Below are 19,413 nucleotides of genomic sequence, written 5' to 3' on the forward strand. Positions count from 1 at the left end.
ATCTTATGACTATCTATCTTTTTATTTTGTATTTTCCGCCGTCTATTCTTGTTCTCTCATCTTGTAAACGACTTTAAATGTTGTCTTCACATCACAGTTCTCTCTATCGTCCACTTATTTATAAAATCCTTTCCTATACTCAACACGAGTTATATTAATAATTTATTTTTTAATACGTTTGTGTAAATACAGGATTAATTTATGGAACAAGCCCCCATCACCATGGAACTCGGTGAAAAGATCGATATCTCCGCGATCTCGAGCCTTAAAGCCACGCTTGATTCGTTGCCTATTAATACCGAACCTCAACTTTTCGATGCACGTTACATCACGCATATAGACAGTGCATCTTGCCAACTTTTTTATGCTTATGCTCAACACTTAGCATTACATAATACGACACTGGTGTTTTTATCTCCGTCGGATAAATTTATGACGGTGGTAAAAGCGTTAGGATTTGAAACGGATTTTAATTACGCATCAATGTGAGGCACTCTAATGAAACGAATATTAGCTGTAGATGATTCGGTATCCATTCGTGAAATGGTCTTATTCACTTTAAAACAAGCAGGTTATCAGGTCGACTCGGCCGTCGATGGGGTTGATGGCTTAGCCAAAGCCAAGACTGGCCATTTCGATCTTATTATTTCAGATATTAATATGCCACGTATGGATGGTATTAGCTTAATTAGTCAATTACGTAATGAAAGTGCTTATAAATTTACGCCGATTCTGATGTTAACCACAGAATCTGGTGCGGATAAAAAAATGGCCGGTAAATCTGCTGGCGCAACTGGCTGGATCGTAAAACCTTTTAACCCAGAAAAACTCATTGCTACCGTACAAAAAGTATTGAGGTGAGCATGGATATCGATCTTAAGCAGTTTCAACAAGTGTTTATTGAAGAATGCCGAGAAGGCTTGGAGGTAATGGAATCCGAGTTACTCAAGCTCACTCCGGGTAACGTTGATAGTGAAGTTATTAATACCATTTTTCGGGTCGCGCATTCGATTAAGGGGGGCGCTGGTACATTCGGTTTTAATCAATTAACCGAATTCACGCACGTTGCTGAAACACTGCTTGATGATTTACGTGCAGAAAAAATAACGCTTATTGATGGACACATTAATCTTTTTTTACAAACAAAAGATTGTTTAAGTGCCTGGATCCAACTGTTAGCGGAAGACTCGCAATCAATCCCAGAGGCGGCCGAAAGCCTCAAGCAACAATATAACCAATTTTTACAGCTTGATACGAATCAAAACACATTAGCGGTTGAGGATGATTTTGTTATTAAAGGAAATCCATCAGCGTTTAATGAATACGATGATAATACTTGGTTAATCCACTTTATTCCCGGTCAGGATATTTTAAAACAAGGTAATGAACCGCGATTAATTTTTGCGGAATTAGCTGAGATGGGAGAGCTTAAAGTAACACCTCAATGTAAAAATATTCCGACATGGAAAAATGTAGAACCTGAGGATATCTATGTAAGTTGGGAACTTGAGTTAGTCAGTTCGGTGAGTGAGGCGCAAATAAAAGAAGCATTTGAATGGGTGGAAGATGACTCTACGATAACGATCAATCGCTCTACTGCGTCAGATGAATCAGCAGACAATAAAATAGTAATAGTGAGTGATAAATTAAGTGAATCACCAGCCTCTGCAGCTGTTACGAAAAATATTGCTGCGCCTAAATCGGCAGAAACAAATTCAATCCGGGTATCAATCGATAAAGTGGATGCGTTAATCAATATGGTTGGTGAACTGGTGATCACACAAGCCATGTTAGGTGAGCTTGGGCAAAACTTTTCAGCTGAAAGATTACCGGCATTAAAAAAAGGTCTTGATCAGTTATCGCAACATACTCGAGAAATGCAAGACAGTGTGATGAAAATTAGGATGCTACCAATCCAATTTGCTTTTAATCGTATACCAAGAATGGTCAGAGATTTAAGTGAACAACTCGGTAAAAATGTATTACTGAGAATGCATGGAGAGGAAACTGAGCTGGATAAAATTATGCTTGAGAAACTCTCCGATCCAATTGTACACCTGGTTCGTAATGCTTTGGACCATGGTATTGAAACGATTGCAGAGCGAAAGTTAGCGGGTAAAAGTGACGTCGCTTACCTTGATATAACCGCTTTTCATCAAGGTGGTGAGATCATTGTTGAGATCCGTGATGATGGCCGTGGGTTAAACCGCACGAAGATCCACGCAAAGGCGATTGAGAAAGGCATTGTTAATAAGGACTTAACTTACAGTGATAATCAGATTGATGAACTTATTTTTGCACCCGGCTTTTCAACTGTCGAGGAGGTAAGTGACATCTCTGGCCGTGGTGTTGGTATGGATGTTGTGAAACGTAATATTGAATCACTCGGTGGCGGCATTAAGATTGAATCTACAACGGGTATAGGCAGTTGTTTTTCAATTCGCTTACCTTTAACGCTTTCTATTATGGATGGTCAGTTGGTAAAAATTGGCAGTAAAACTTATATCTTACCTATCATGTCAATTATTGAATCCTTGCAGTTAAAAACAGGTATGGTCACCAAGTTGGCCGATGATACCGAGGTATTTAAACTGCGTGATGAATTCATTCCTATTATTCGCCTTTATCAAGTACTGAATCATGATTCGAGCCTTGAGCATATTACTGATGGCTTATTAGTGGTTGTTGAAAGTGGCAATAATAAATATGGCCTATTAGTCGATGATTTAGCGGCGCAGCAGCAGGTCGTTATAAAAAACCTCGAAGATAACTTTATGAAAGTAAGTTGTGTTTCCGGCGCGACTATTTTAGGCAATGGCACGGTCGCATTAATTTTAGATATTGGAGATATTATCAAACGCGTGACAACTGAGCGCGATAAGTACCAACAAGCAGGTCTGCGTGCACACGTTGCTGCTTAAGATAGGAGTGAATATATATGGATAATAATACGCTGACCGATACAGACGAACAATCGACACAGTTTTTGACATTTATAATGGCAGAGGAAGAGTACGGCGTCGAAATATTAGACGTACAAGAGATCCGAGGTTGGGAATCATGTACAGAAATACCCAATATGCCTGCGTATGTTAAAGGTGTGATTAATCTACGTGGAACGATTGTACCGATCGTTGATTTACGACAGAAGTTTGGTCTAAAAAACATTGAATACAGTGCGATAACCGTGGTTATTGTCGTGAAAGTATTAGTTGATGCTAAATCTAAAGTGATGGGACTTGTTGTTGATGCGGTTTCTGATGTCCATACCATTGCACATTGCGATATTAACTTGCCGCCACAATTAGGCTCAGATAATGGCCCTAGTGTCATTCGTGGTTTGGTATCAATCAAAGATAAAATGGTGGTGTTATTAAGCTCTAGTTTATTGTTAGATTTAGAACAATTTAAAAATATTGAAAACCTGAGCGTACATAATACACAGCCAGCGATGGTTGCCAATGGTTAGCCTCTCTACACCACTATTGGGTGGTGCTATTCACGAGTGTGGAGCTGTTAACCTGATTATGCAGGATGCGGAATTTAACTATCTCTCGCAATTGGCTTTTCGAGAATCAGGCATTGTCATCAATGAATCTAAACGCGATATGCTTTATGGCCGAGTGATGAAAAGGATACGCCACCTTAAATTAAATGGATTTACTGCTTATTGTCAGTTATTACAAGATAGTTACGCTGGTGAATTGAGTGCGTTTATCAATGCTATTACCACTAATTTAACCGCCTTTTTTCGTGAAGAGTATCACTTTGATTTTTTAAAAAAGGTGGCATTAGCTAATTTTAAACATCATAACCAAGACAAACGATTACGCATATGGTCTGCAGGGTGCTCGACAGGTCAAGAACCTTATTCAATTGCAATGAGTGTTCAGGGACAACTTCCTGATTGGGACGTTAAAATATTAGCGACTGATTTAGATAGTGAGGTTTTATGGCGGGCACATCAGGGAAGGTATGATGATTTGATGGGGGTTCCGCTGCATTATCGCTCGCAATATTGCGCTGATATGGAGCATCAACATCGCTATGGAATGGATGATGAAATTAAACAGTTGATAGCCTTCAAACAATTGAATTTATTATCTCCATGGCCGATGAGTGGCCTATTTGATGCGATTTTCTGTCGTAATGTTTTAATTTATTTTGATAATGAAACCAAGCGGAAATTGATACAACGATTTTACTCAAAGTTAAAACCAGGTGGTTATCTTTTTCTTGGACACTCTGAAAGCCTACAAAGTTCGAACACTAAATTTAAGTTAGTCGGTCAAACTATTTATCAACGCTAAATCTGCCACCATGTTGATGGTGCTATAAGGACCCGTTTATGCAGAAAATAAAAGTACTTGTTGTCGACGACTCTGCATTAATGCGCAAAATACTAACCACACTACTCAGCTTAGATTCAGATATTGATGTCGTGGGTAGTGCGATTGACCCTTTTGATGCGCGTGACAAAATAAAACAATTACACCCAGATGTATTAACGCTTGATGTTGAAATGCCGGGTATGAATGGTTTGGCTTTTTTAGATAATTTAATGCGATTACGTCCCATGCCTGTTGTCATGGTATCAACACTGACATCGCAAGGTGCGCCAGTGACATTAAAAGCACTGGAGTTAGGTGCGTTTGATTTTATTGCTAAACCGACGGATAAGAGTACTCAATCATTGGGACTTTTTGGTGATGAACTTTGTACCAAAGTTAAATTAGCCAGCTGTGCAAATTTACGTGTTATGCGAGAGCCTATCCCCACGTTATTGACCAGCCAAGCAGTGCAAGAAGATAGATTAATTGCTATTGGTGCATCCACGGGGGGAACCGAAGCCTTAAGGGAGTTATTAACTCCGCTAGTCCCGCCTTTTCCGCCTATTGTTGTTGCCCAACATATACCTAAACATTTTAGTGGTGCATTTGCAAAGCGCCTCAACGAACATTGCCGTTTAACTGTGATTGAAGTAACGAGTGAAGAGGTCATACAGCAGGATCATGTATACATAGCCCCAGGTGATTGCCATTTAAAAGTGCAGCGTTCGGGACGCCGTTATACTTGCCAATTATTTGATGGTCCGGCGGTAAATCGCCACAAGCCATCTGTTGATGTGTTACTTGGTTCGGTCGCTAAAGTCTATGGTGATAAAGCGATAGGTGTCATGTTGACTGGCATGGGTAAAGATGGTGCAGAAGGGTTATTAGCGATGCGTGACGCGGGTGCTTTAACAATTGCGCAAGATGAGGCTTCATCCGTTGTCTGGGGAATGCCGGGTGCCGCGGTTAGGTTGGGGGCTGCGATGGATATATTAAGTTTATCAAAAATTGCACCGACGCTAGCGACATTGGTAGAGAGAAAAATAGCGAAAGTGAAAAGGACGGCTCATGACTCGATTTAATTTATACCAAGGCGTTACATTATTGCCACTATTAGTGATGTTGGTGCTACAGCAATGGCTTGCTTCCGCTGCGATTGTAGTGACACTCATATTGGTATTAATCACGGTGTTTTATGCAGCCAGTAAACCGTTAGTGCAGCAAGTTGAAAGTCGCACTGATAAGAGTACGTCGAGGGATACCAAAGCCATGTTGGTGGATATGTTACAACAAGAGATTCCGCCCCATATTGATGAATTAAAGAGTGATTTAGCGAAAACTCAGCATATTAATAGCGAGTCATTTACCACATTAAACAGTACTTTTTATCAATTGTTACGTATGTCTGCAGAGCAGTCGACATCTTTACATAAAGTATTACTGAGCATTTCTAAAGATAAAGCACTGGCCTTGACTGGGGAAGAGTGTAGCGATCCAGATGCCATCGATTTAAAAATATTTATTAAATCAACGCATCAATTTTTAAATAATTGTTCTGATCTAATGATGGAAATTACGACGCAAAGTAATGATGCTGTGAATAAGATCGCAGTTATGGAACGTCAGATGCTCAATATTAATGAGTTGGTTGATAACGCCAAAAAAATAGCCAGTCAAACTAACCTACTTTCATTGAATGCAGCGATTGAAGCGGCACGAGCTGGAGAAATGGGACGTGGATTTGCTGTGGTCGCGCAAGAAGTACGATTATTATCGGATACTTCGAATAAATTTAATGATGAAATAAGAGGTCAGGTAACACAAGCGATGGCAACGTTCGATGAAGCCAAACATATGGTTGAATCATTAGCTAAAGATAATGCGGAAAAATCATCACAAACCCAAGCACGGTTACATCAAGAGTTAGTGAAATTTGCGCAGTTAGAGCAAAACTTAGAAGTGAACCTGGATCACCTCATGAGTTTGTCGGTAGATACTAAAGCCTGTGTTAATGATTCGGTTCGCAGTCTACAAGTTGAGGATATTATCAGCCAGTTGTCCGAACATAATGTGCTACAAGCAGAGAATGTGAAACAAGTATTACTCGCGTGTAGTGAATTGTTGTCGATAGAGGAACATGTCGAACAAGATACTTTTATTCACAAACTGAGAGCCGCTGCTGAGCAGTTAAAGCAGCAATCACTGCAAGGGCAAAATAAGACTATTAGCACTGGCACGATGGATGAAGGAGAAATTGAATTGTTTTGATTTATCCGGGCTAATACTTTGTTTCATAATTGAAGTTAGATAGACTCAGGCATCTTTTACTACCCTCTATAAAGTTGAACATAGTCTATGTGGTTATCTATTCCCACCTCGGTACATCGAAATATCCTCGCATTGGCGCTGCCAATGATCTTATCAAATATCAGTATTCCGCTATTGGGACTCGTTGATAGTATTGTTATTGGTCATCTTGAGCAAGCTTGGTACTTAGGTGGTGTGGCGCTTGGATCTGCGGTGGTTATGTTCATTGTTTCTATGTGTAACTTCTTGCGTATGTCGACGACAGGGTTAACTGCACAAGCGTTTGGCAAGCAAGATAATCCCGTTATATTAATGACCCTCGTGCATGCTTTGTTAATCGCGTTGGTTTTATCCTTGTTGTTATTACTCGGTAAACATTACATTGTTGAGTTAGCCTTTATGCTGACTGATGCGAGTAGCAACGTGCAACAAAATGCACAAGCCTACTTATCTATACGTATGTGGGGGATACCAGCGGCGTTATTTAATTTTGCGATATTAGGTTGGTTGATTGGCCTGCAAAATATGAAAGCACCTATGTTATTACTGATTATTGCTAACGTATTTAATATCGTGTTAGATATTTTGTTCGTGGTGTATTTTGAATGGGGCGTTGAGGGCGCAGCTTTAGCCTCTGTGATTGCCGAGTATGCAGCGTTGTTATTTGGTTTATTGTTAGTGTTAAAGCAACTGAATAAATTTTTATTGCCGAGCAGGACCGAGATTATTCAACGCCTATTTGAGAGCAGTAAATTATTTGCGCTACTTTCATTAAACCGCGATATTTTCATTCGTTCACTGTGTCTACAACTGACATTTGCATTTATGACCTTTAAGGGAGCCAGCCTTGGCGATGAGTATATTGCAGCAAATGCAGTGCTACTCAATTTCTTAATGTTTATTTCTTTTGCGTTAGATGGTGTTGCCTATGCGGTAGAGGCAATGGTGGGTAAGGCGATTGGCGCTAAAAATAGAGTGGCTTATCGACAATCTGTTATTGCGTCATTGCTGTGGGCGGGTATTTTTTCTGTAGTGTTTTCAGTGGTTTTCTTTATGTTTGGCGAGGAGATGGTGCGTATGATCACAGATATCGATACTGTTAACACTATTGCTGTTGAGTATTTACCTTGGTTAGTGCTATTACCATTTACTGCTGTGTGGTGTTTTGTATTTGATGGTGTATTTATTGGTGCGACACGTGCAAAAGATATGCGTAATAGTATGTTATTTTGTGTGATTTGTGTATTTTTACCCACGTATGTCATCAGCAGTGGGTTAGGGAATCATGCGTTATGGCTCGCGATGAATACTTTCATGTTAGCTCGTGGTCTGTCACTTGCTTGGCTCTTATTACCTTCTCTGAAGGGGGAATCTGCGTAATAAGAGTCATCAACTATACTGAAGAGATTTAGCTATTATTCATAATATCTTTGTTAGTTTAAAAAGGAATGGTGAGGGAATAAAGCTGGAATTATCACAATATATTTTGTTTCAACCTCATTGTTACACCTGAGTAAAAGTAATTTGTATTTTAAGGGTATTATCATTGTATAGCAATTGAATATAATGAGCGCCATACAGTATGACTGGTCGGATACATAGATAGGTATTACGGCATATTAATTTTATCCCAATGGAGATGAACATGACTGACAAATTTATTAAATCTAAAGCAGCTATTGCTTGGGGTCCAAACCAACCACTATCAGTTGAAGAAGTGGATGTGATGTTACCGAGAAAAGGTGAAGTGTTGGTTAAGGTTATCGCTTCAGGCGTATGCCATACCGATGCATTCACATTATCGGGTGATGATCCAGAAGGTATCTTCCCTGTGATTCTTGGTCACGAAGGTGGCGGTATCGTTGAGCAAATCGGCGAAGGCGTTACAAGTGTTCAAGTTGGTGATCACGTTATTCCTTTATACACGCCTGAATGTGGTGAGTGTAAATTCTGTAAGTCTGGTAAAACAAACCTTTGCCAACAGATTCGTGAGACTCAAGGTCAAGGCCTTATGCCAGATGGCACTACACGTTTCTATAAAGACGGTCAGCCAATCTTCCATTACATGGGTTGCTCAACGTTCTCTGAATACACAGTATTACCAGAAATCTCGTTAGCAAAAGTAAACAAAGAAGCACCACTTGAAGAAGTATGTCTACTTGGTTGTGGTGTAACAACGGGTATGGGCGCTGTAATGAATACAGCTAAAGTTGAAGAGGGGGCAACTGTTGCTATCTTCGGTCTTGGTGGTATTGGTCTTTCTGCTGTAATCGGCGCGACGATGGCTAAAGCCGGTCGTATCATTGCAATCGACATTAATGAAAGCAAATTTGAACTAGCGAAAAAACTAGGTGCAACAGATTTTATTAACCCGAAAGACTACGACAAGCCAATTCAAGACGTTATCGTTGAACTGACTGACGGTGGTGTAGATTACTCATTCGAATGTATTGGTAACGTTAACTTAATGCGTTCAGCATTAGAATGTTGTCATAAAGGTTGGGGTGAATCAGTTGTAATTGGTGTTGCTGGTGCAGGCCAAGAGATCTCTACTCGTCCATTCCAACTTGTGACTGGTCGTGTATGGCGTGGCAGTGCATTCGGTGGTGTTAAAGGCCGTACTGAATTACCAGATTACGTTGAACGTTACTTAAAAGGTGAATTCGCATTAAGTGATTTCATCACACACACTATGGCGCTTGAAGATATCAATGAATCATTTGATCTGATGCACCGTGGTGAAAGTATTCGTACTGTTATCCATTTCGATAAGTAATTAAAATATATTCCGTTACTTTACCTTTTATAAAGTAACGGAATGACGAGTAAAGGTTTGTCATGTCTATAGAAGTTGTTAGTAGTAATAAAATGTTTGGCGGTTGGCAGCATCAATATAATCATGCGTCGAGTGTACTAAACTGTCAGATGCGTTTTGCTGTGTATTTACCACCGCAAGCATCAAATATGCGTAAAGTACCTGTGATGTATTGGTTGTCTGGCCTTACATGTACTGATGAGAACTTTATGCAAAAAGCCGGTGCTCAGCGTATTGCTGCAGAATTGGGTATTGCTATCGTGGCACCTGATACTAGTCCGCGTGGTGAAGGTGTACCAGATGATGCTGATCAGGCGTATGACTTTGGTCTTGGTGCTGGATTCTATGTGAATGCAACACAAGCGCCATGGAACACGCATTATCAAATGTATGACTATGTAGTGAATGAATTACCGGCATTAATTGAAGCTAACTTTCCTGTTACACAAGAGCGTGTGATCAGTGGACACTCAATGGGTGGCCACGGTGCATTAGTGATGGCATTACGTAATCCTGAGCGTTATCGTTCGGTAACGGCATTTAGCCCGATTAGTAATCCGATCAATTGCCCTTGGGGACAAAAAGCGCTGCAAAACTATTTAGGTAAAGATAAAGCAACGTGGCAAGAATACGATGCAAGTTTACTTATGGCCAAAGCAGAAACGTTTGTACCAGCAATGGTTGAGCAAGGGAAAGATGATTCATTCTTGGATGAGCAACTTAAACCGAATATGCTGACAGCCGCTGCAGAAAAGAAAGGTTACCCTCTCACGCTAGAAATGCATGATGGCTATGATCACAGTTACTATTTTATCGCCACTTTTATTGAAAAGCATATGCGTTTTCATGCGGCAAATTTAGCTAAATAATGATGTAAATAGTCGTTCTGAATAAGACATTGAAAAGGGCGGTAGAACTATGTTCTATCACCCTTTTTTTATTTTGTTGCTATGCTTTTTATGTTCAATAATGCTGAATTATTTTGAACCTGCAAAGTCCAGTTGACGCCAGCTTTCATAAATAAATACTGATACGGCATTCGATAGGTTCATACTACGACTTTCTGGTAGCATCGGAATTCTTACTTTCTGCTCTTGTGGCAGTGTATCGAGTACTTCTGGTGGCAGTCCCCGCGTTTCAGGGCCAAATAATAATACATCACCAGCCTGATATTCAGCTTCATGGTGGTATTTAGTGCCTTTGGTTGTACATGCAAAAATACGCGCATCACCAACATAGTCTAAAAAGGCTTGATAATTAGCATGACGCTTAACATCAGCAAATTCATGATAATCTAGCCCCGCACGTTTTACCCTTTTATCATCCCACTCAAAACCAAGCGGTTCAATTAAATGTAATTTGAAACCAGAGTTGGCACAAAGGCGAATAATATTACCTGTATTTGGTGGGATCTCAGGTTCAAATAGTGCTACTTGTAACATAATTAAGTCTCAGTTCAGGGTTATATAACGTTGGTTCTTTGGGTAGAATAGCAAAATTAACAACCTAATGGTAAAAGTGATGAAAAAGCGTAGTACTTTGATCGTAGCAGCTTTAATTATATTAAGTGCGCTACCGTTTAGCTTAAATATTTTGATTAATATGTTTTTTGAAGATCTCGATACTGAAATGTATGAACAGAAAAAATCGCGCGTAGAGCAGCGCCGCCAAATAGAAAAAATGTTTCCAGAGCTAGATACGAAAGATCCATTACGTCCACAGGTTAAAATTGAAGAACGAACTGAAGAAATAACAGAAGAGCAGCAATAAGCTTCCCTCCTGTTTTTATGCTGTGATGAATATAGCGATTAACTGATGGGTATAGTAATAGATACTTGTAAACCGTGCGTTTCTCTATTACTTGCCACTATCTCACCGTGATGCTGTCTAATGGCATTTTCGGTAATCGCTAATCCAAGTCCTGCACCACCTGATTCTCGATCGCGCGCTTGTGATACTCGATAGAAAGGTTTGAATATTTGTTCAACCTCATCATCTGGCACACCTGGTCCATCATCTGTGATCACAAAGGTAATTTTATCTGCATCGCTGATAATCGCTAAGTTAACCTGTTCTGAAGCATAACGTAGTGCATTACGTATCACGTTTTCGACAGCGCTACCAAGTAGAGCGGGAAAACCTTTAATGTCCGCATCTGGGATCACTTGATGGGTAAACACTTTTCCAAGTTGTTCCGCTTCAAACACTGCATCATCACAAATTGGCTGTAATAAAGAATCAATATTAAACGATTCTTTGGTCGTGGCATTCAATTGCATTTTAGATAAGTTTAACAGTGCTGCAATCATCTCTTCTAAACGCTCTGATTCATTATCAATACGTAGAATTTCTTTCGTTTCACCGTAACGGCGCTTAGATAGTGCCACCGACATCTTCAATCGCGTTAATGGTGATCTTAGTTCATGAGATATATCACTGAGCAGGCGATGCTGTAGTGAGATATGCTCACGAATTGAGAACATCATTGTACGTAAACTTCTTGCCAGTTCACCAATTTCATCTTGTCTTTGTGTTGCAGGTACGACAGCATCTAAATTACCATCGGTAATATCTGATGCGGTTTTTTTCAGTTTTTGTAATGGCTTCGAAATATGCCATGCGAGTGATGCGCATAATGGCATGCTAACTAACATCGTAATAAAGAGTAAGAGAAATGGTCTATCTAAGACGTTAATTAACCAAATGTTATGCTCGGCAGGTAATTGCTGTGCCGCGTATAACTGGAATTGCTCGCCACGTAATACAACAGAAATTGGCCCTGTCATTAGCCAGTTCTTATATTGTTTTACTTTCGGTGATAATGACTCTTCACTTTGCAAAATAAAACGACGGATCGCTTTTGAGGCTTTCGTGCTAGAAACGATATCACCATTAGTCGCCACCAAATAAAAATTTTTGGTTTGCGCCTCTTTAGGTGTGATGAGGACCTGTAGAGGCACGCTTGGGTAGCGTTCCGCAGACGTCGCAATATTATGCGCAATGCTGTTTAAGATACTGACCGAGCGTGGATCGAGTTGTTTCATTACTCGGCTATCGAGAGTCGGCAGGGCAATGACGACCGCAACCACGAGTAGTAGCATGCACCAAAACCAGACGAAAATTTTAACGAATAAATGATTTAATTTGCTACTAAGCACGTGTAGATAACCTTATTTTAAGAGTAATGGCAGCGTAAGGGAGACTTATTAAGTGTCTAACCACATATAGCCGCGGCCACGTAATGTGCGAATACGCATCTTTTCATCTGTTCTTTCTGGTAATTTTTTACGTAGATTACTTAAATGCATATCAATGCTGCGATCGAATGGCGTCAGTTTTTTACCTAATACTTGTTCGCTTAGATCGGCTTTGGTTAAGATAATGCCAGGAGAAGAGATAAGCGTTTCTAGTAGCATCAACTCGGTGCTGGTTAAATCAAGCAAAGTACTTTGGCACCAGGCTTCTTGTGTACGGCTATTTATCTCTATATCTAAATGGGTTAATAATTCGGTATTTTTTGTCGTTGTGACTGGTTCTATTCGACGCAGCACTGCTTTAATACGCGCGAGTAATTCACGATCGCTGAATGGTTTTGGCAAATAATCATCAGCCCCCATTTCTAAGCCAAGCACGCGATCGATCTCATCCCCTTTTGCTGTCAACATTAATACTGGCGTACTGTTATCAACACGGAGTTTTTTTAATACTTCAAAGCCATTTAGCTTCGGCATCATGACATCTAAAAGTACCATATCGTATTGTGTACTTCTGATTGCGGCTAAACCGGCTTCACCATCGTGTACCATATCAACATCGAAATCTTCGAGGTTAAGAAACTCAGCCAGTAATTCTGCTAGTTCTATATCGTCATCAATTAATAATAGTTTCGTCATATTAGGTACTCTGTTAATTGTTCTTATGGTATTAGGATACTGGGTTAAGCAGTAAATAATTCTAAGATTTACCTTGTTTTACATTTTTATTTAGCGACCACAATAATGCAGGTGTGTAGTCAGTTTAACTAAGAGATTGTAATAAACAATGTTATCTGTAATTAAAGTGTTAGAGATTGTGACAAGCTACCTGATTATTCTATCTTCGATTAATTACAGCGTATTTATTCTTATTATTTTAGATTAACGCACTAGTATAAAAGATTTATTTATACCTATGCCTCTTCAATATCGTTAAATAACCGCAGGATATGTTTATTTAGGCTATTTTATTTCATTTATAGCGGTTTTAAGATGAATAACTTGTCGTTGTTTTTCTATTACTCGGGTTTATAATAAACACAAGATAATGTAAAAGGTAAACTTGTGATAAATCCTAACCATGAAAAATTAGTCAAGCGCGCGAGTTATGCATCGGTCGCAACGGCTGTGATCTTATTATGCAGCAAATTATTTGTGTGGTTTGCCACAGGGTCTTCATCGATATTGGCATCTTTGACTGATTCGTTTTTAGATATTGGTGCGTCCATTATCAATTTATTTGCGATTCGCTATGCATTAGAGCCTGCAGATGAAGCGCATCGTTTTGGACATGGTAAGGCTGAGTCGTTAGCTGGGCTAGTACAATCAGCATTTATAGTTGGTTCATCAATCTTACTCATGCTGCATGGTGTTAGCGCATTATTAGATCCACAACCGATTGTCCGTTCAGAGCTAGGTATCGCAGTCTCTATTTTTGCATTATTGGTTACATTTATACTCATTCGTTATCAAACTTACGTGGTGGCTAAAACCGCGAGTGTAGCGATTAAAGCTGATTCACTTCATTACAAATCAGATTTATGGCTAAATGCTGCCGTGCTTATTGCGCTTAGTTTATCTGCATATGGCTTTTATTGGGTTGATGGATTAGCAACAATACTAATATCCTGCTACATATTATACAGTGCGTATGAGATCGGTATGGAGTCAATTCAGACGTTGCTTGATCATGAGTTACCCGCTGAGGATATAGTTAAAATAACAGCTATCGTCGCGAATACTGAAAATGTACTCGGCTTACATGAGTTACGCACCCGACAATCTGGATATATGCGATTTATTCAATTTCATATTGAATTAGATGATCATCTCACTTTAATTCATGCACATGCAATTGCTGATAAAGTAGAAACTAATTTACTCCGTGAATTTGCGAATACGGAAGTGCTTATTCACCAAGACCCCATTTCAATAGTAAAGAAAAAAAATGATTAATATAAACGTGAACTCTAAATGTTGTAAAGGAATTAACATGGAAGATAAACTTTCAATGTCTTGGTTTAGGATTAGAGACGAAGCTAAATTATTGGTTGAACAGGAACCGATGCTAGCGAGCTTTTTCCATTCAACAATACTAAATCACGACAGCTTAAAATGCTCATTGAGCTTTCAATTAGCCAATAAGCTCGACAGTGCAACAATGCCCGCTATTTTATTACGTGAGGTAATTGAAGAAGCATTAAAAGGAGACCCAACTATTTTGCATTCGGTAGCCGCGGATTTATGTGCTGTACAAGAACGAGATCCGGCGGTTGAGTATTTCTCGACGCCGCTCTTATACTTGAAAGGTTTTCTCGCCCTGCAGTCTTATCGAATAGCTAATTGGTTATGGAATCAAAAGCGAGAAGCATTAGCCATCTACCTACAGAATCAGATCTCAGTGGTATTTGCTGTTGATATTCACCCTGCTGCAACAATTGGCCGAGGTATCATGCTCGATCATGCAACAGGCATTGTTATTGGTGAAACCGCGGTTGTCGAAGATGACGTGTCTATTTTACAAAATGTGACATTAGGTGGTACGGGTAAAGAAGGCGGTGATCGCCATCCTAAAATTAGAGCAGGCGTGATGATCGGCGCTGGCGCTAAAGTACTTGGTAATATAGAAGTAGGGCGAGGGGCTAAAGTTGGTGCGGGTAGTGTTGTACTCGATCCTGTTCCTGAACATACTACCGTTGCAGGTGTTCCAGCTAAAGTTGTTGGTAGGCCTGACTCTGATATGCCATCATTAGCGATGAATCAAACAATTTGATGTATAAATGTCAGTGCTCACAAACAAAAACTTAATTCTGCTTAGGGGCATCATAAATTAACTAATAAGACTTGTTGTCGGTTGACTAGCGTTGTATTCTTCTAGCTAAGGGATAAGCCCTCTCAGCACAATATTGAATTCTTAAATTATGGGTGACAAAATGAATTTTGACGTATTAGATAAATTAGAAAGTAAAGTCCAAACAGCAGTTGATACGATTTCCCTTTTACAAATGGAATTAGAAGAGCTAAAAGAAGAAAACAACCAGCTATTAGAAAATAATGCTGAGCTTAAAGGCCAACAAGATGTGTGGCAAGATCGTTTACGCTCTTTGCTAGGCAGAATGGATGAAGTTCAAGAACTAGAAGAGTTAGAAGAAGAAGCATAATTTGATTCAGAGGTATAGTTGAGAAAACATATACCTCTGTTTCTATGCTCTATTCGATATCAAGTGCATCGGCGGACAAAATAATGCCAGTACTATCTGCATAGACATGATCATCTGGTAAGAATGTAACCCCGCCAAAATTAACCGCGACATCCACTTCGCCAGTACGATTATCATCAGCACCTACAGGGATAGAAGCTAGGCTCTGAATACCTATATTAATATCATCGAGCTGATCAACTTCTCGTATACTCCCGTAAACAATAATGCCTTCCCATTCATTCTCAAATGCCATTTGTGCAATGTCAGAATCAACTAAAGCTCTTCTTAGTGAGCCACCGCCATCAATCAGTAATACTTTACCTAAGCCAGGTTGCTGAAGTGTTTCTTCAATCAAACCTAAACTTTCAAAACATTTAATTGTTGTAATTTGGCCACCGAACGATGACTTACCACCGAAATTCATAAACATCGGTTCAACTACATCAATCATATCTGCATATATATCGCATAGTTCAGAAGTATTGTATTCCATGAGCAGCACCTTTTAGTGAAGAAAGTTAGGTCATTAGCAATAAATCATAGCACTGTTAGCATATAAATTAAGCCTTTATTATTCTTGGATAAATCAAAATATGGGTCACTCCATGAAAATATAGACTGATATTTAGTTAATGTAAGATGAATCGCTGATAGTCGGATGTGATGGTCTATTCTTTATGATAATAGAGCAGATCATTACGATGGGGTTGTTATGCCAATTATTAATGCACTGAGTATTAACGTCGAAGATTATTTTCAAGCCCCCGCTTATCAATTCAATATAAAAGAAAGCGATTGGGACTTACTCTCACCTCGTATCGAATATGCGATTGATAAACTCTTATTGTTATTAAGCGACCACCACGTAACTGCGACATTTTTTGTTTATGGTTGGACGATATCTCAATTTCCCTCGATGTTAAAAAAAATAGCAGAGCAGGGGCATGAGCTTGCATATCGACATTACAGCCCTGCTGGCTCACTGCATTTTAATCAGCGAAAGATTATTGATGATTTAAATCGTTACAAAGCTCAGCTCTCACAAATCATAGGCCGTCGTGTTGTTGGTTATCGAGCGGATACCAAATTATGTCGGTCGATGAATGCGTGGTTAGAAAATGAATTAGTGTTGGCTGGTTATGAATATTGTAGTGAGAACCGTGTCGATAGGGCTGATATGCATCAGGACTCAGTTGGATCTGTATTCGATGGTTTTCAGTATTTAAACGTATCCACTCACCATGTATTAAGTCATGGATATGAAATTATTAATACGAATAGCATTCGTCTGCGAAAATATGAATCAAGCAGTAAATTAGTGAGCAATTTTATTGAAACGACCAAAACACCTGTATTAGGAAGTCTTTCTACATGGATGATGGATAACCAGCAACCTAATATTAGGGCGGATAGCTTATTTAAAAAATGGTTACATGGTTATCACCTCCGTGAGACGCCTGTTATTTTACATCAGCTATTTTCGGAATATGCTTGGCAAACAATCAGTGATGTACATCTGCGTAAAGTACTGCAGATAAGTAGTATTCATAAACGCAAAGGACGCTGTGTCAGTTAATGATAAGGATGTTGTGATAATGAAAATATTGCACGTGATAGAGAGTGGTGGTTTTTATGGCGCTGAAAGAGTTTTAATTGAATTGATGCTGGGAATCAAAGTACTCGGTCATGATACCGCTTTACTTAGCTTTGGTTATAAAGGGCAAAAAGAAAAAGAATTTGAAACTATTTGCCGCAAATACGGTATAGAAGTTAATTCCATGCGGGTAAGTAAGCTGGGTTCGTTCTGCATAAATCAATATATAAAAAATTTTGCAGAGGGTAACAGTTTTGATGTTGTCCATTCCCACGGTTATAAATTTAATATAATTTTTGGTTTAATGCCAAAACGAAATCGTTTTAAATGTATTTGTTCTACGGTACATGGTTACGTGTCTGCCCCTATATATAGTCGAATGGCGCTTTATCAATATCTGGATAAGTATGCATTAAAACAATTGAATCGAATTTTTCTAGTTAGCCAAAATATGACAAGCCTGCCAAATATCCAAAGCTTAGCATCAAGCCAATATGCAGTGATTGAAAATGGCATTGGTGGCTACAGTCCTGAGTGTCCGGTTGATGATCGATTAAATCATTTTATTCATAATAAAACCACGCGCTTGATGGGTGCGGGTCGTCTCGCGGCTGAAAAAAATTTTGATTCTCTTATCGAGACATTACCTAAATTAATTGAACATGACCCAAACACTGGACTTGTTATATTTGGCTCGGGACCTGAAGAAGATCGATTACGAAATAAAATAAGATTATTAGATCTAGATAAGCATGTTCTATTATTTGGTTTTGTGGAGTCACTGCTGAGCTATTTTAATTATTTTGATGTTTTTGTTATGCCTTCAATTACAGAGGGCACGCCTATCGCTTTACTTGAAGCTATGCAGGCGAGACTACCATGTGTTGTTACTGATGTTGGCGGCATGCCACATATGCTAGGTCACGGTCGTGGTGGATGGATAGTGCCAGCGAAAGATCCTATTGCGTTGCAAATAGCCATTTCAAAAAGTTTAATTCGAAGTCACAATCAAATTAAAATTAATTTCTCTTATGATCGCGCCATGCATGAATTTAATTATCTGCATATGAGTAGGCAGTACGTGAGTGAATATAAAAGTGTGCTGGCCGTAACATCTCTTCCAATGTAATTGACCTACCTTAACTTGCTTTACCAGATCTTAAATTGAGTGATGATATTATTGAAGGGCCTGTGCTGAGATTAACTGTAGCTGATATTAAAAGCGCTAAAGCCAAAAGCGAGTACAAGCTATAGCAACGCCAAGTATGCGGTAAGTATGGTTGGTATTGATGTATACGGTGCGACTTCTTTATATCGACCGTTGCCTTAATAAATCTGGGATGCAGTATGTTTATAATGATTATTGCACTGGGTTGATTGTTTTTTGTACATTGAGAGGTGTTTTGAAACGTATACGCCCTGTTTTATATTATTTGGTTATCAATGACAGATAATGCTTGATTGGAATCATTAGATCTCTATAATGCGACCTCACTGACACGGCAACAGCCGCTAAGTAAAGGTGTTTATCAGTATCGAAAGTTACTTTTTAACTTCCTGAAATAAAGTGCAAATATGTACTTGACTTCGAAATTGGTTTGCGTAGAATACGCAGCCTGACTACGACGCAAGACGTCAGAGTCAATGCTCTTTAACAATTTATTCAAGCAATCTGTGTGAGCACTTGCAGAGATATAGTGACCAAAAATTATATCAATGTAATTGTGAACATTAAATTAAATCGAAAGATTTGGTTTTATAAACAACAAACCTCGGTTTGTTGTTGAAGTACAGAATTCATTGAGCCGACTTGATTACTTAGGTAATCAGTCAAAAAACTTTTAATTGAAGAGTTTGATCATGGCTCAGATTGAACGCTGGCGGTAGGCTTAACACATGCAAGTCGAGC

The 19,413-nt window shown here is 39.2% G+C and carries 20 protein-coding genes and 1 rRNA gene; 17 read left to right on the forward strand and 4 right to left on the reverse strand.

Annotation, left to right across the window (positions count from 1 at the left end; all coding sequences use genetic code 11):
* The first annotated feature begins 201 nt into the window (after positions 1–201).
* From JFU56_RS18185 to fghA, 10 genes are all read left to right on the forward strand, one after another.
* A complete protein-coding gene (locus JFU56_RS18185) occupies positions 202–489 on the forward strand; it encodes an STAS domain-containing protein (protein ID WP_198438678.1) in 288 nt (95 codons plus the stop codon).
* Between the two features lie 9 nt (positions 490–498).
* Positions 499–861 carry a response regulator gene (locus tag JFU56_RS18190; protein WP_198438679.1) on the forward strand — a complete coding sequence of 121 codons (363 nt, stop codon included), beginning with the start codon at positions 499–501 and terminating at the stop codon, positions 859–861.
* 2 nt (positions 862–863) lie between these two features.
* Positions 864–2,921, forward strand: coding sequence for a chemotaxis protein CheA (locus JFU56_RS18195; protein WP_198438680.1), 2,058 nt, complete (start codon positions 864–866; stop codon positions 2,919–2,921).
* 17 nt (positions 2,922–2,938) lie between these two features.
* Positions 2,939–3,469, forward strand: coding sequence for a chemotaxis protein CheW (locus tag JFU56_RS18200; RefSeq protein ID WP_198438681.1), 531 nt, complete (start codon positions 2,939–2,941; stop codon positions 3,467–3,469).
* The gene (locus JFU56_RS18205) at positions 3,462–4,310 is read left to right on the forward strand and encodes a protein-glutamate O-methyltransferase CheR (RefSeq protein ID WP_198438682.1); all 849 of its coding nucleotides are present in this window, start codon (positions 3,462–3,464) and stop codon (positions 4,308–4,310) included. Before JFU56_RS18200 ends, JFU56_RS18205 begins: the two co-directional genes overlap by 8 nt.
* Positions 4,311–4,348: 38 nt before the next feature.
* Positions 4,349–5,413, forward strand: coding sequence for a chemotaxis response regulator protein-glutamate methylesterase (locus JFU56_RS18210; protein ID WP_198438683.1), 1,065 nt, complete (start codon positions 4,349–4,351; stop codon positions 5,411–5,413).
* The gene (locus JFU56_RS23245; protein WP_198438684.1) at positions 5,400–6,599 is read left to right on the forward strand and encodes a methyl-accepting chemotaxis protein; all 1,200 of its coding nucleotides are present in this window, start codon (positions 5,400–5,402) and stop codon (positions 6,597–6,599) included. The genes JFU56_RS18210 and JFU56_RS23245 overlap by 14 nt, the downstream gene beginning before the upstream one ends.
* A gap of 87 nt (positions 6,600–6,686) precedes the next feature.
* Positions 6,687–8,018 (forward strand): MATE family efflux transporter DinF, encoded by a 1,332-nt coding sequence (dinF, locus tag JFU56_RS18220; RefSeq protein WP_198438685.1) that lies wholly within the window; start codon positions 6,687–6,689, stop codon positions 8,016–8,018.
* Between the two features lie 265 nt (positions 8,019–8,283).
* Positions 8,284–9,414 carry an S-(hydroxymethyl)glutathione dehydrogenase/class III alcohol dehydrogenase gene (locus tag JFU56_RS18225; RefSeq protein ID WP_198438686.1) on the forward strand — a complete coding sequence of 377 codons (1,131 nt, stop codon included), beginning with the start codon at positions 8,284–8,286 and terminating at the stop codon, positions 9,412–9,414.
* A 62-nt stretch (positions 9,415–9,476) separates the two neighbouring features.
* Complete coding sequence (gene fghA / locus JFU56_RS18230) at positions 9,477–10,322, forward strand: S-formylglutathione hydrolase (protein ID WP_198438687.1); 846 nt, start codon at positions 9,477–9,479, stop codon at positions 10,320–10,322.
* 108 nt (positions 10,323–10,430) lie between these two features.
* On the opposite strand, the gene trmL is transcribed toward fghA, so the two are convergent.
* Positions 10,431–10,895, reverse strand: a complete 465-nt coding sequence (trmL, locus tag JFU56_RS18235) for a tRNA (uridine(34)/cytosine(34)/5-carboxymethylaminomethyluridine(34)-2'-O)-methyltransferase TrmL (protein WP_198438688.1) — start codon at positions 10,893–10,895, stop codon at positions 10,431–10,433.
* Between the two features lie 79 nt (positions 10,896–10,974).
* On the opposite strand from trmL, the gene JFU56_RS18240 reads away from it, so the two are divergent.
* On the forward strand, positions 10,975–11,223 hold the full coding sequence (locus JFU56_RS18240) for a hypothetical protein (protein ID WP_198438689.1): 249 nt from the start codon (positions 10,975–10,977) through the stop codon (positions 11,221–11,223).
* Positions 11,224–11,261: 38 nt separating this feature from the next.
* Here JFU56_RS18240 and JFU56_RS18245 read toward each other — a convergent pair whose 3' ends face one another.
* Positions 11,262–12,554, reverse strand: a complete 1,293-nt coding sequence (locus tag JFU56_RS18245; RefSeq protein WP_242066011.1) for an ATP-binding protein — start codon at positions 12,552–12,554, stop codon at positions 11,262–11,264.
* A gap of 105 nt (positions 12,555–12,659) precedes the next feature.
* Positions 12,660–13,346 carry a response regulator gene (locus tag JFU56_RS18250; RefSeq protein ID WP_198438691.1) on the reverse strand — a complete coding sequence of 229 codons (687 nt, stop codon included), beginning with the start codon at positions 13,344–13,346 and terminating at the stop codon, positions 12,660–12,662.
* Between the two features lie 426 nt (positions 13,347–13,772).
* On the opposite strand from JFU56_RS18250, the gene JFU56_RS18255 reads away from it, so the two are divergent.
* From JFU56_RS18255 to zapB, 3 genes are all read left to right on the forward strand, one after another.
* Positions 13,773–14,663, forward strand: coding sequence for a cation diffusion facilitator family transporter (locus JFU56_RS18255; protein WP_305798256.1), 891 nt, complete (start codon positions 13,773–13,775; stop codon positions 14,661–14,663).
* Positions 14,664–14,718: 55 nt separating this feature from the next.
* A complete protein-coding gene (gene cysE / locus JFU56_RS18260) occupies positions 14,719–15,480 on the forward strand; it encodes a serine O-acetyltransferase (protein WP_374221054.1) in 762 nt (253 codons plus the stop codon).
* 160 nt (positions 15,481–15,640) lie between these two features.
* Complete coding sequence (zapB, locus tag JFU56_RS18265; RefSeq protein WP_206759248.1) at positions 15,641–15,868, forward strand: cell division protein ZapB; 228 nt, start codon at positions 15,641–15,643, stop codon at positions 15,866–15,868.
* Between the two features lie 49 nt (positions 15,869–15,917).
* On the opposite strand, the gene rraA is transcribed toward zapB, so the two are convergent.
* Complete coding sequence (rraA, locus tag JFU56_RS18270) at positions 15,918–16,403, reverse strand: ribonuclease E activity regulator RraA (RefSeq protein ID WP_198438694.1); 486 nt, start codon at positions 16,401–16,403, stop codon at positions 15,918–15,920.
* Positions 16,404–16,622: 219 nt separating this feature from the next.
* Between rraA and JFU56_RS18275 the strand changes: the two genes are divergently transcribed.
* The 3 genes from JFU56_RS18275 to JFU56_RS18285 form a co-directional block, all read left to right on the forward strand.
* Positions 16,623–17,486 carry a polysaccharide deacetylase family protein gene (locus JFU56_RS18275; protein ID WP_198438695.1) on the forward strand — a complete coding sequence of 288 codons (864 nt, stop codon included), beginning with the start codon at positions 16,623–16,625 and terminating at the stop codon, positions 17,484–17,486.
* Between the two features lie 19 nt (positions 17,487–17,505).
* The gene (locus tag JFU56_RS18280; RefSeq protein ID WP_198438696.1) at positions 17,506–18,633 is read left to right on the forward strand and encodes a glycosyltransferase; all 1,128 of its coding nucleotides are present in this window, start codon (positions 17,506–17,508) and stop codon (positions 18,631–18,633) included.
* A 713-nt stretch (positions 18,634–19,346) separates the two neighbouring features.
* A 16S ribosomal RNA gene (locus JFU56_RS18285) occupies positions 19,347–19,413 on the forward strand; the annotation flags it as partial.

Source organism: Moritella sp. F3 (assembly GCF_015082335.1).
Taxonomy (GTDB): Bacteria; Pseudomonadota; Gammaproteobacteria; order Enterobacterales; family Moritellaceae; genus Moritella.

Excerpts from the sequence above, each read along its gene's own strand:
- JFU56_RS18195 (WP_198438680.1), top strand. The coding sequence starts at position 864 with ATGGATATCGATCTTAAGCAGTTTCAACAAGTGTTTATTGAAGAATGC.
- JFU56_RS18205 (WP_198438682.1), top strand. The coding sequence starts at position 3,462 with ATGGTTAGCCTCTCTACACCACTATTGGGTGGTGCTATTCACGAGTGT.
- dinF (WP_198438685.1), top strand. The coding sequence starts at position 6,687 with ATGTGGTTATCTATTCCCACCTCGGTACATCGAAATATCCTCGCATTG.
- JFU56_RS18245 (WP_242066011.1), bottom strand. The coding sequence starts at position 12,554 with ATGCTACTACTCGTGGTTGCGGTCGTCATTGCCCTGCCGACTCTCGAT.
- fghA (WP_198438687.1), top strand. The coding sequence starts at position 9,477 with ATGTCTATAGAAGTTGTTAGTAGTAATAAAATGTTTGGCGGTTGGCAG.
- JFU56_RS18225 (WP_198438686.1), top strand. The coding sequence starts at position 8,284 with ATGACTGACAAATTTATTAAATCTAAAGCAGCTATTGCTTGGGGTCCA.
- JFU56_RS18240 (WP_198438689.1), top strand. The coding sequence starts at position 10,975 with ATGAAAAAGCGTAGTACTTTGATCGTAGCAGCTTTAATTATATTAAGT.
- rraA (WP_198438694.1), bottom strand. The coding sequence starts at position 16,403 with ATGGAATACAATACTTCTGAACTATGCGATATATATGCAGATATGATT.
- JFU56_RS18210 (WP_198438683.1), top strand. The coding sequence starts at position 4,349 with ATGCAGAAAATAAAAGTACTTGTTGTCGACGACTCTGCATTAATGCGC.
- zapB (WP_206759248.1), top strand. The coding sequence starts at position 15,641 with ATGAATTTTGACGTATTAGATAAATTAGAAAGTAAAGTCCAAACAGCA.
- JFU56_RS23245 (WP_198438684.1), top strand. The coding sequence starts at position 5,400 with ATGACTCGATTTAATTTATACCAAGGCGTTACATTATTGCCACTATTA.
- JFU56_RS18280 (WP_198438696.1), top strand. The coding sequence starts at position 17,506 with ATGAAAATATTGCACGTGATAGAGAGTGGTGGTTTTTATGGCGCTGAA.
- cysE (WP_374221054.1), top strand. The coding sequence starts at position 14,719 with ATGTCTTGGTTTAGGATTAGAGACGAAGCTAAATTATTGGTTGAACAG.
- JFU56_RS18275 (WP_198438695.1), top strand. The coding sequence starts at position 16,623 with ATGCCAATTATTAATGCACTGAGTATTAACGTCGAAGATTATTTTCAA.
- JFU56_RS18200 (WP_198438681.1), top strand. The coding sequence starts at position 2,939 with ATGGATAATAATACGCTGACCGATACAGACGAACAATCGACACAGTTT.
- JFU56_RS18190 (WP_198438679.1), top strand. The coding sequence starts at position 499 with ATGAAACGAATATTAGCTGTAGATGATTCGGTATCCATTCGTGAAATG.
- JFU56_RS18250 (WP_198438691.1), bottom strand. The coding sequence starts at position 13,346 with ATGACGAAACTATTATTAATTGATGACGATATAGAACTAGCAGAATTA.
- JFU56_RS18185 (WP_198438678.1), top strand. The coding sequence starts at position 202 with ATGGAACAAGCCCCCATCACCATGGAACTCGGTGAAAAGATCGATATC.
- trmL (WP_198438688.1), bottom strand. The coding sequence starts at position 10,895 with ATGTTACAAGTAGCACTATTTGAACCTGAGATCCCACCAAATACAGGT.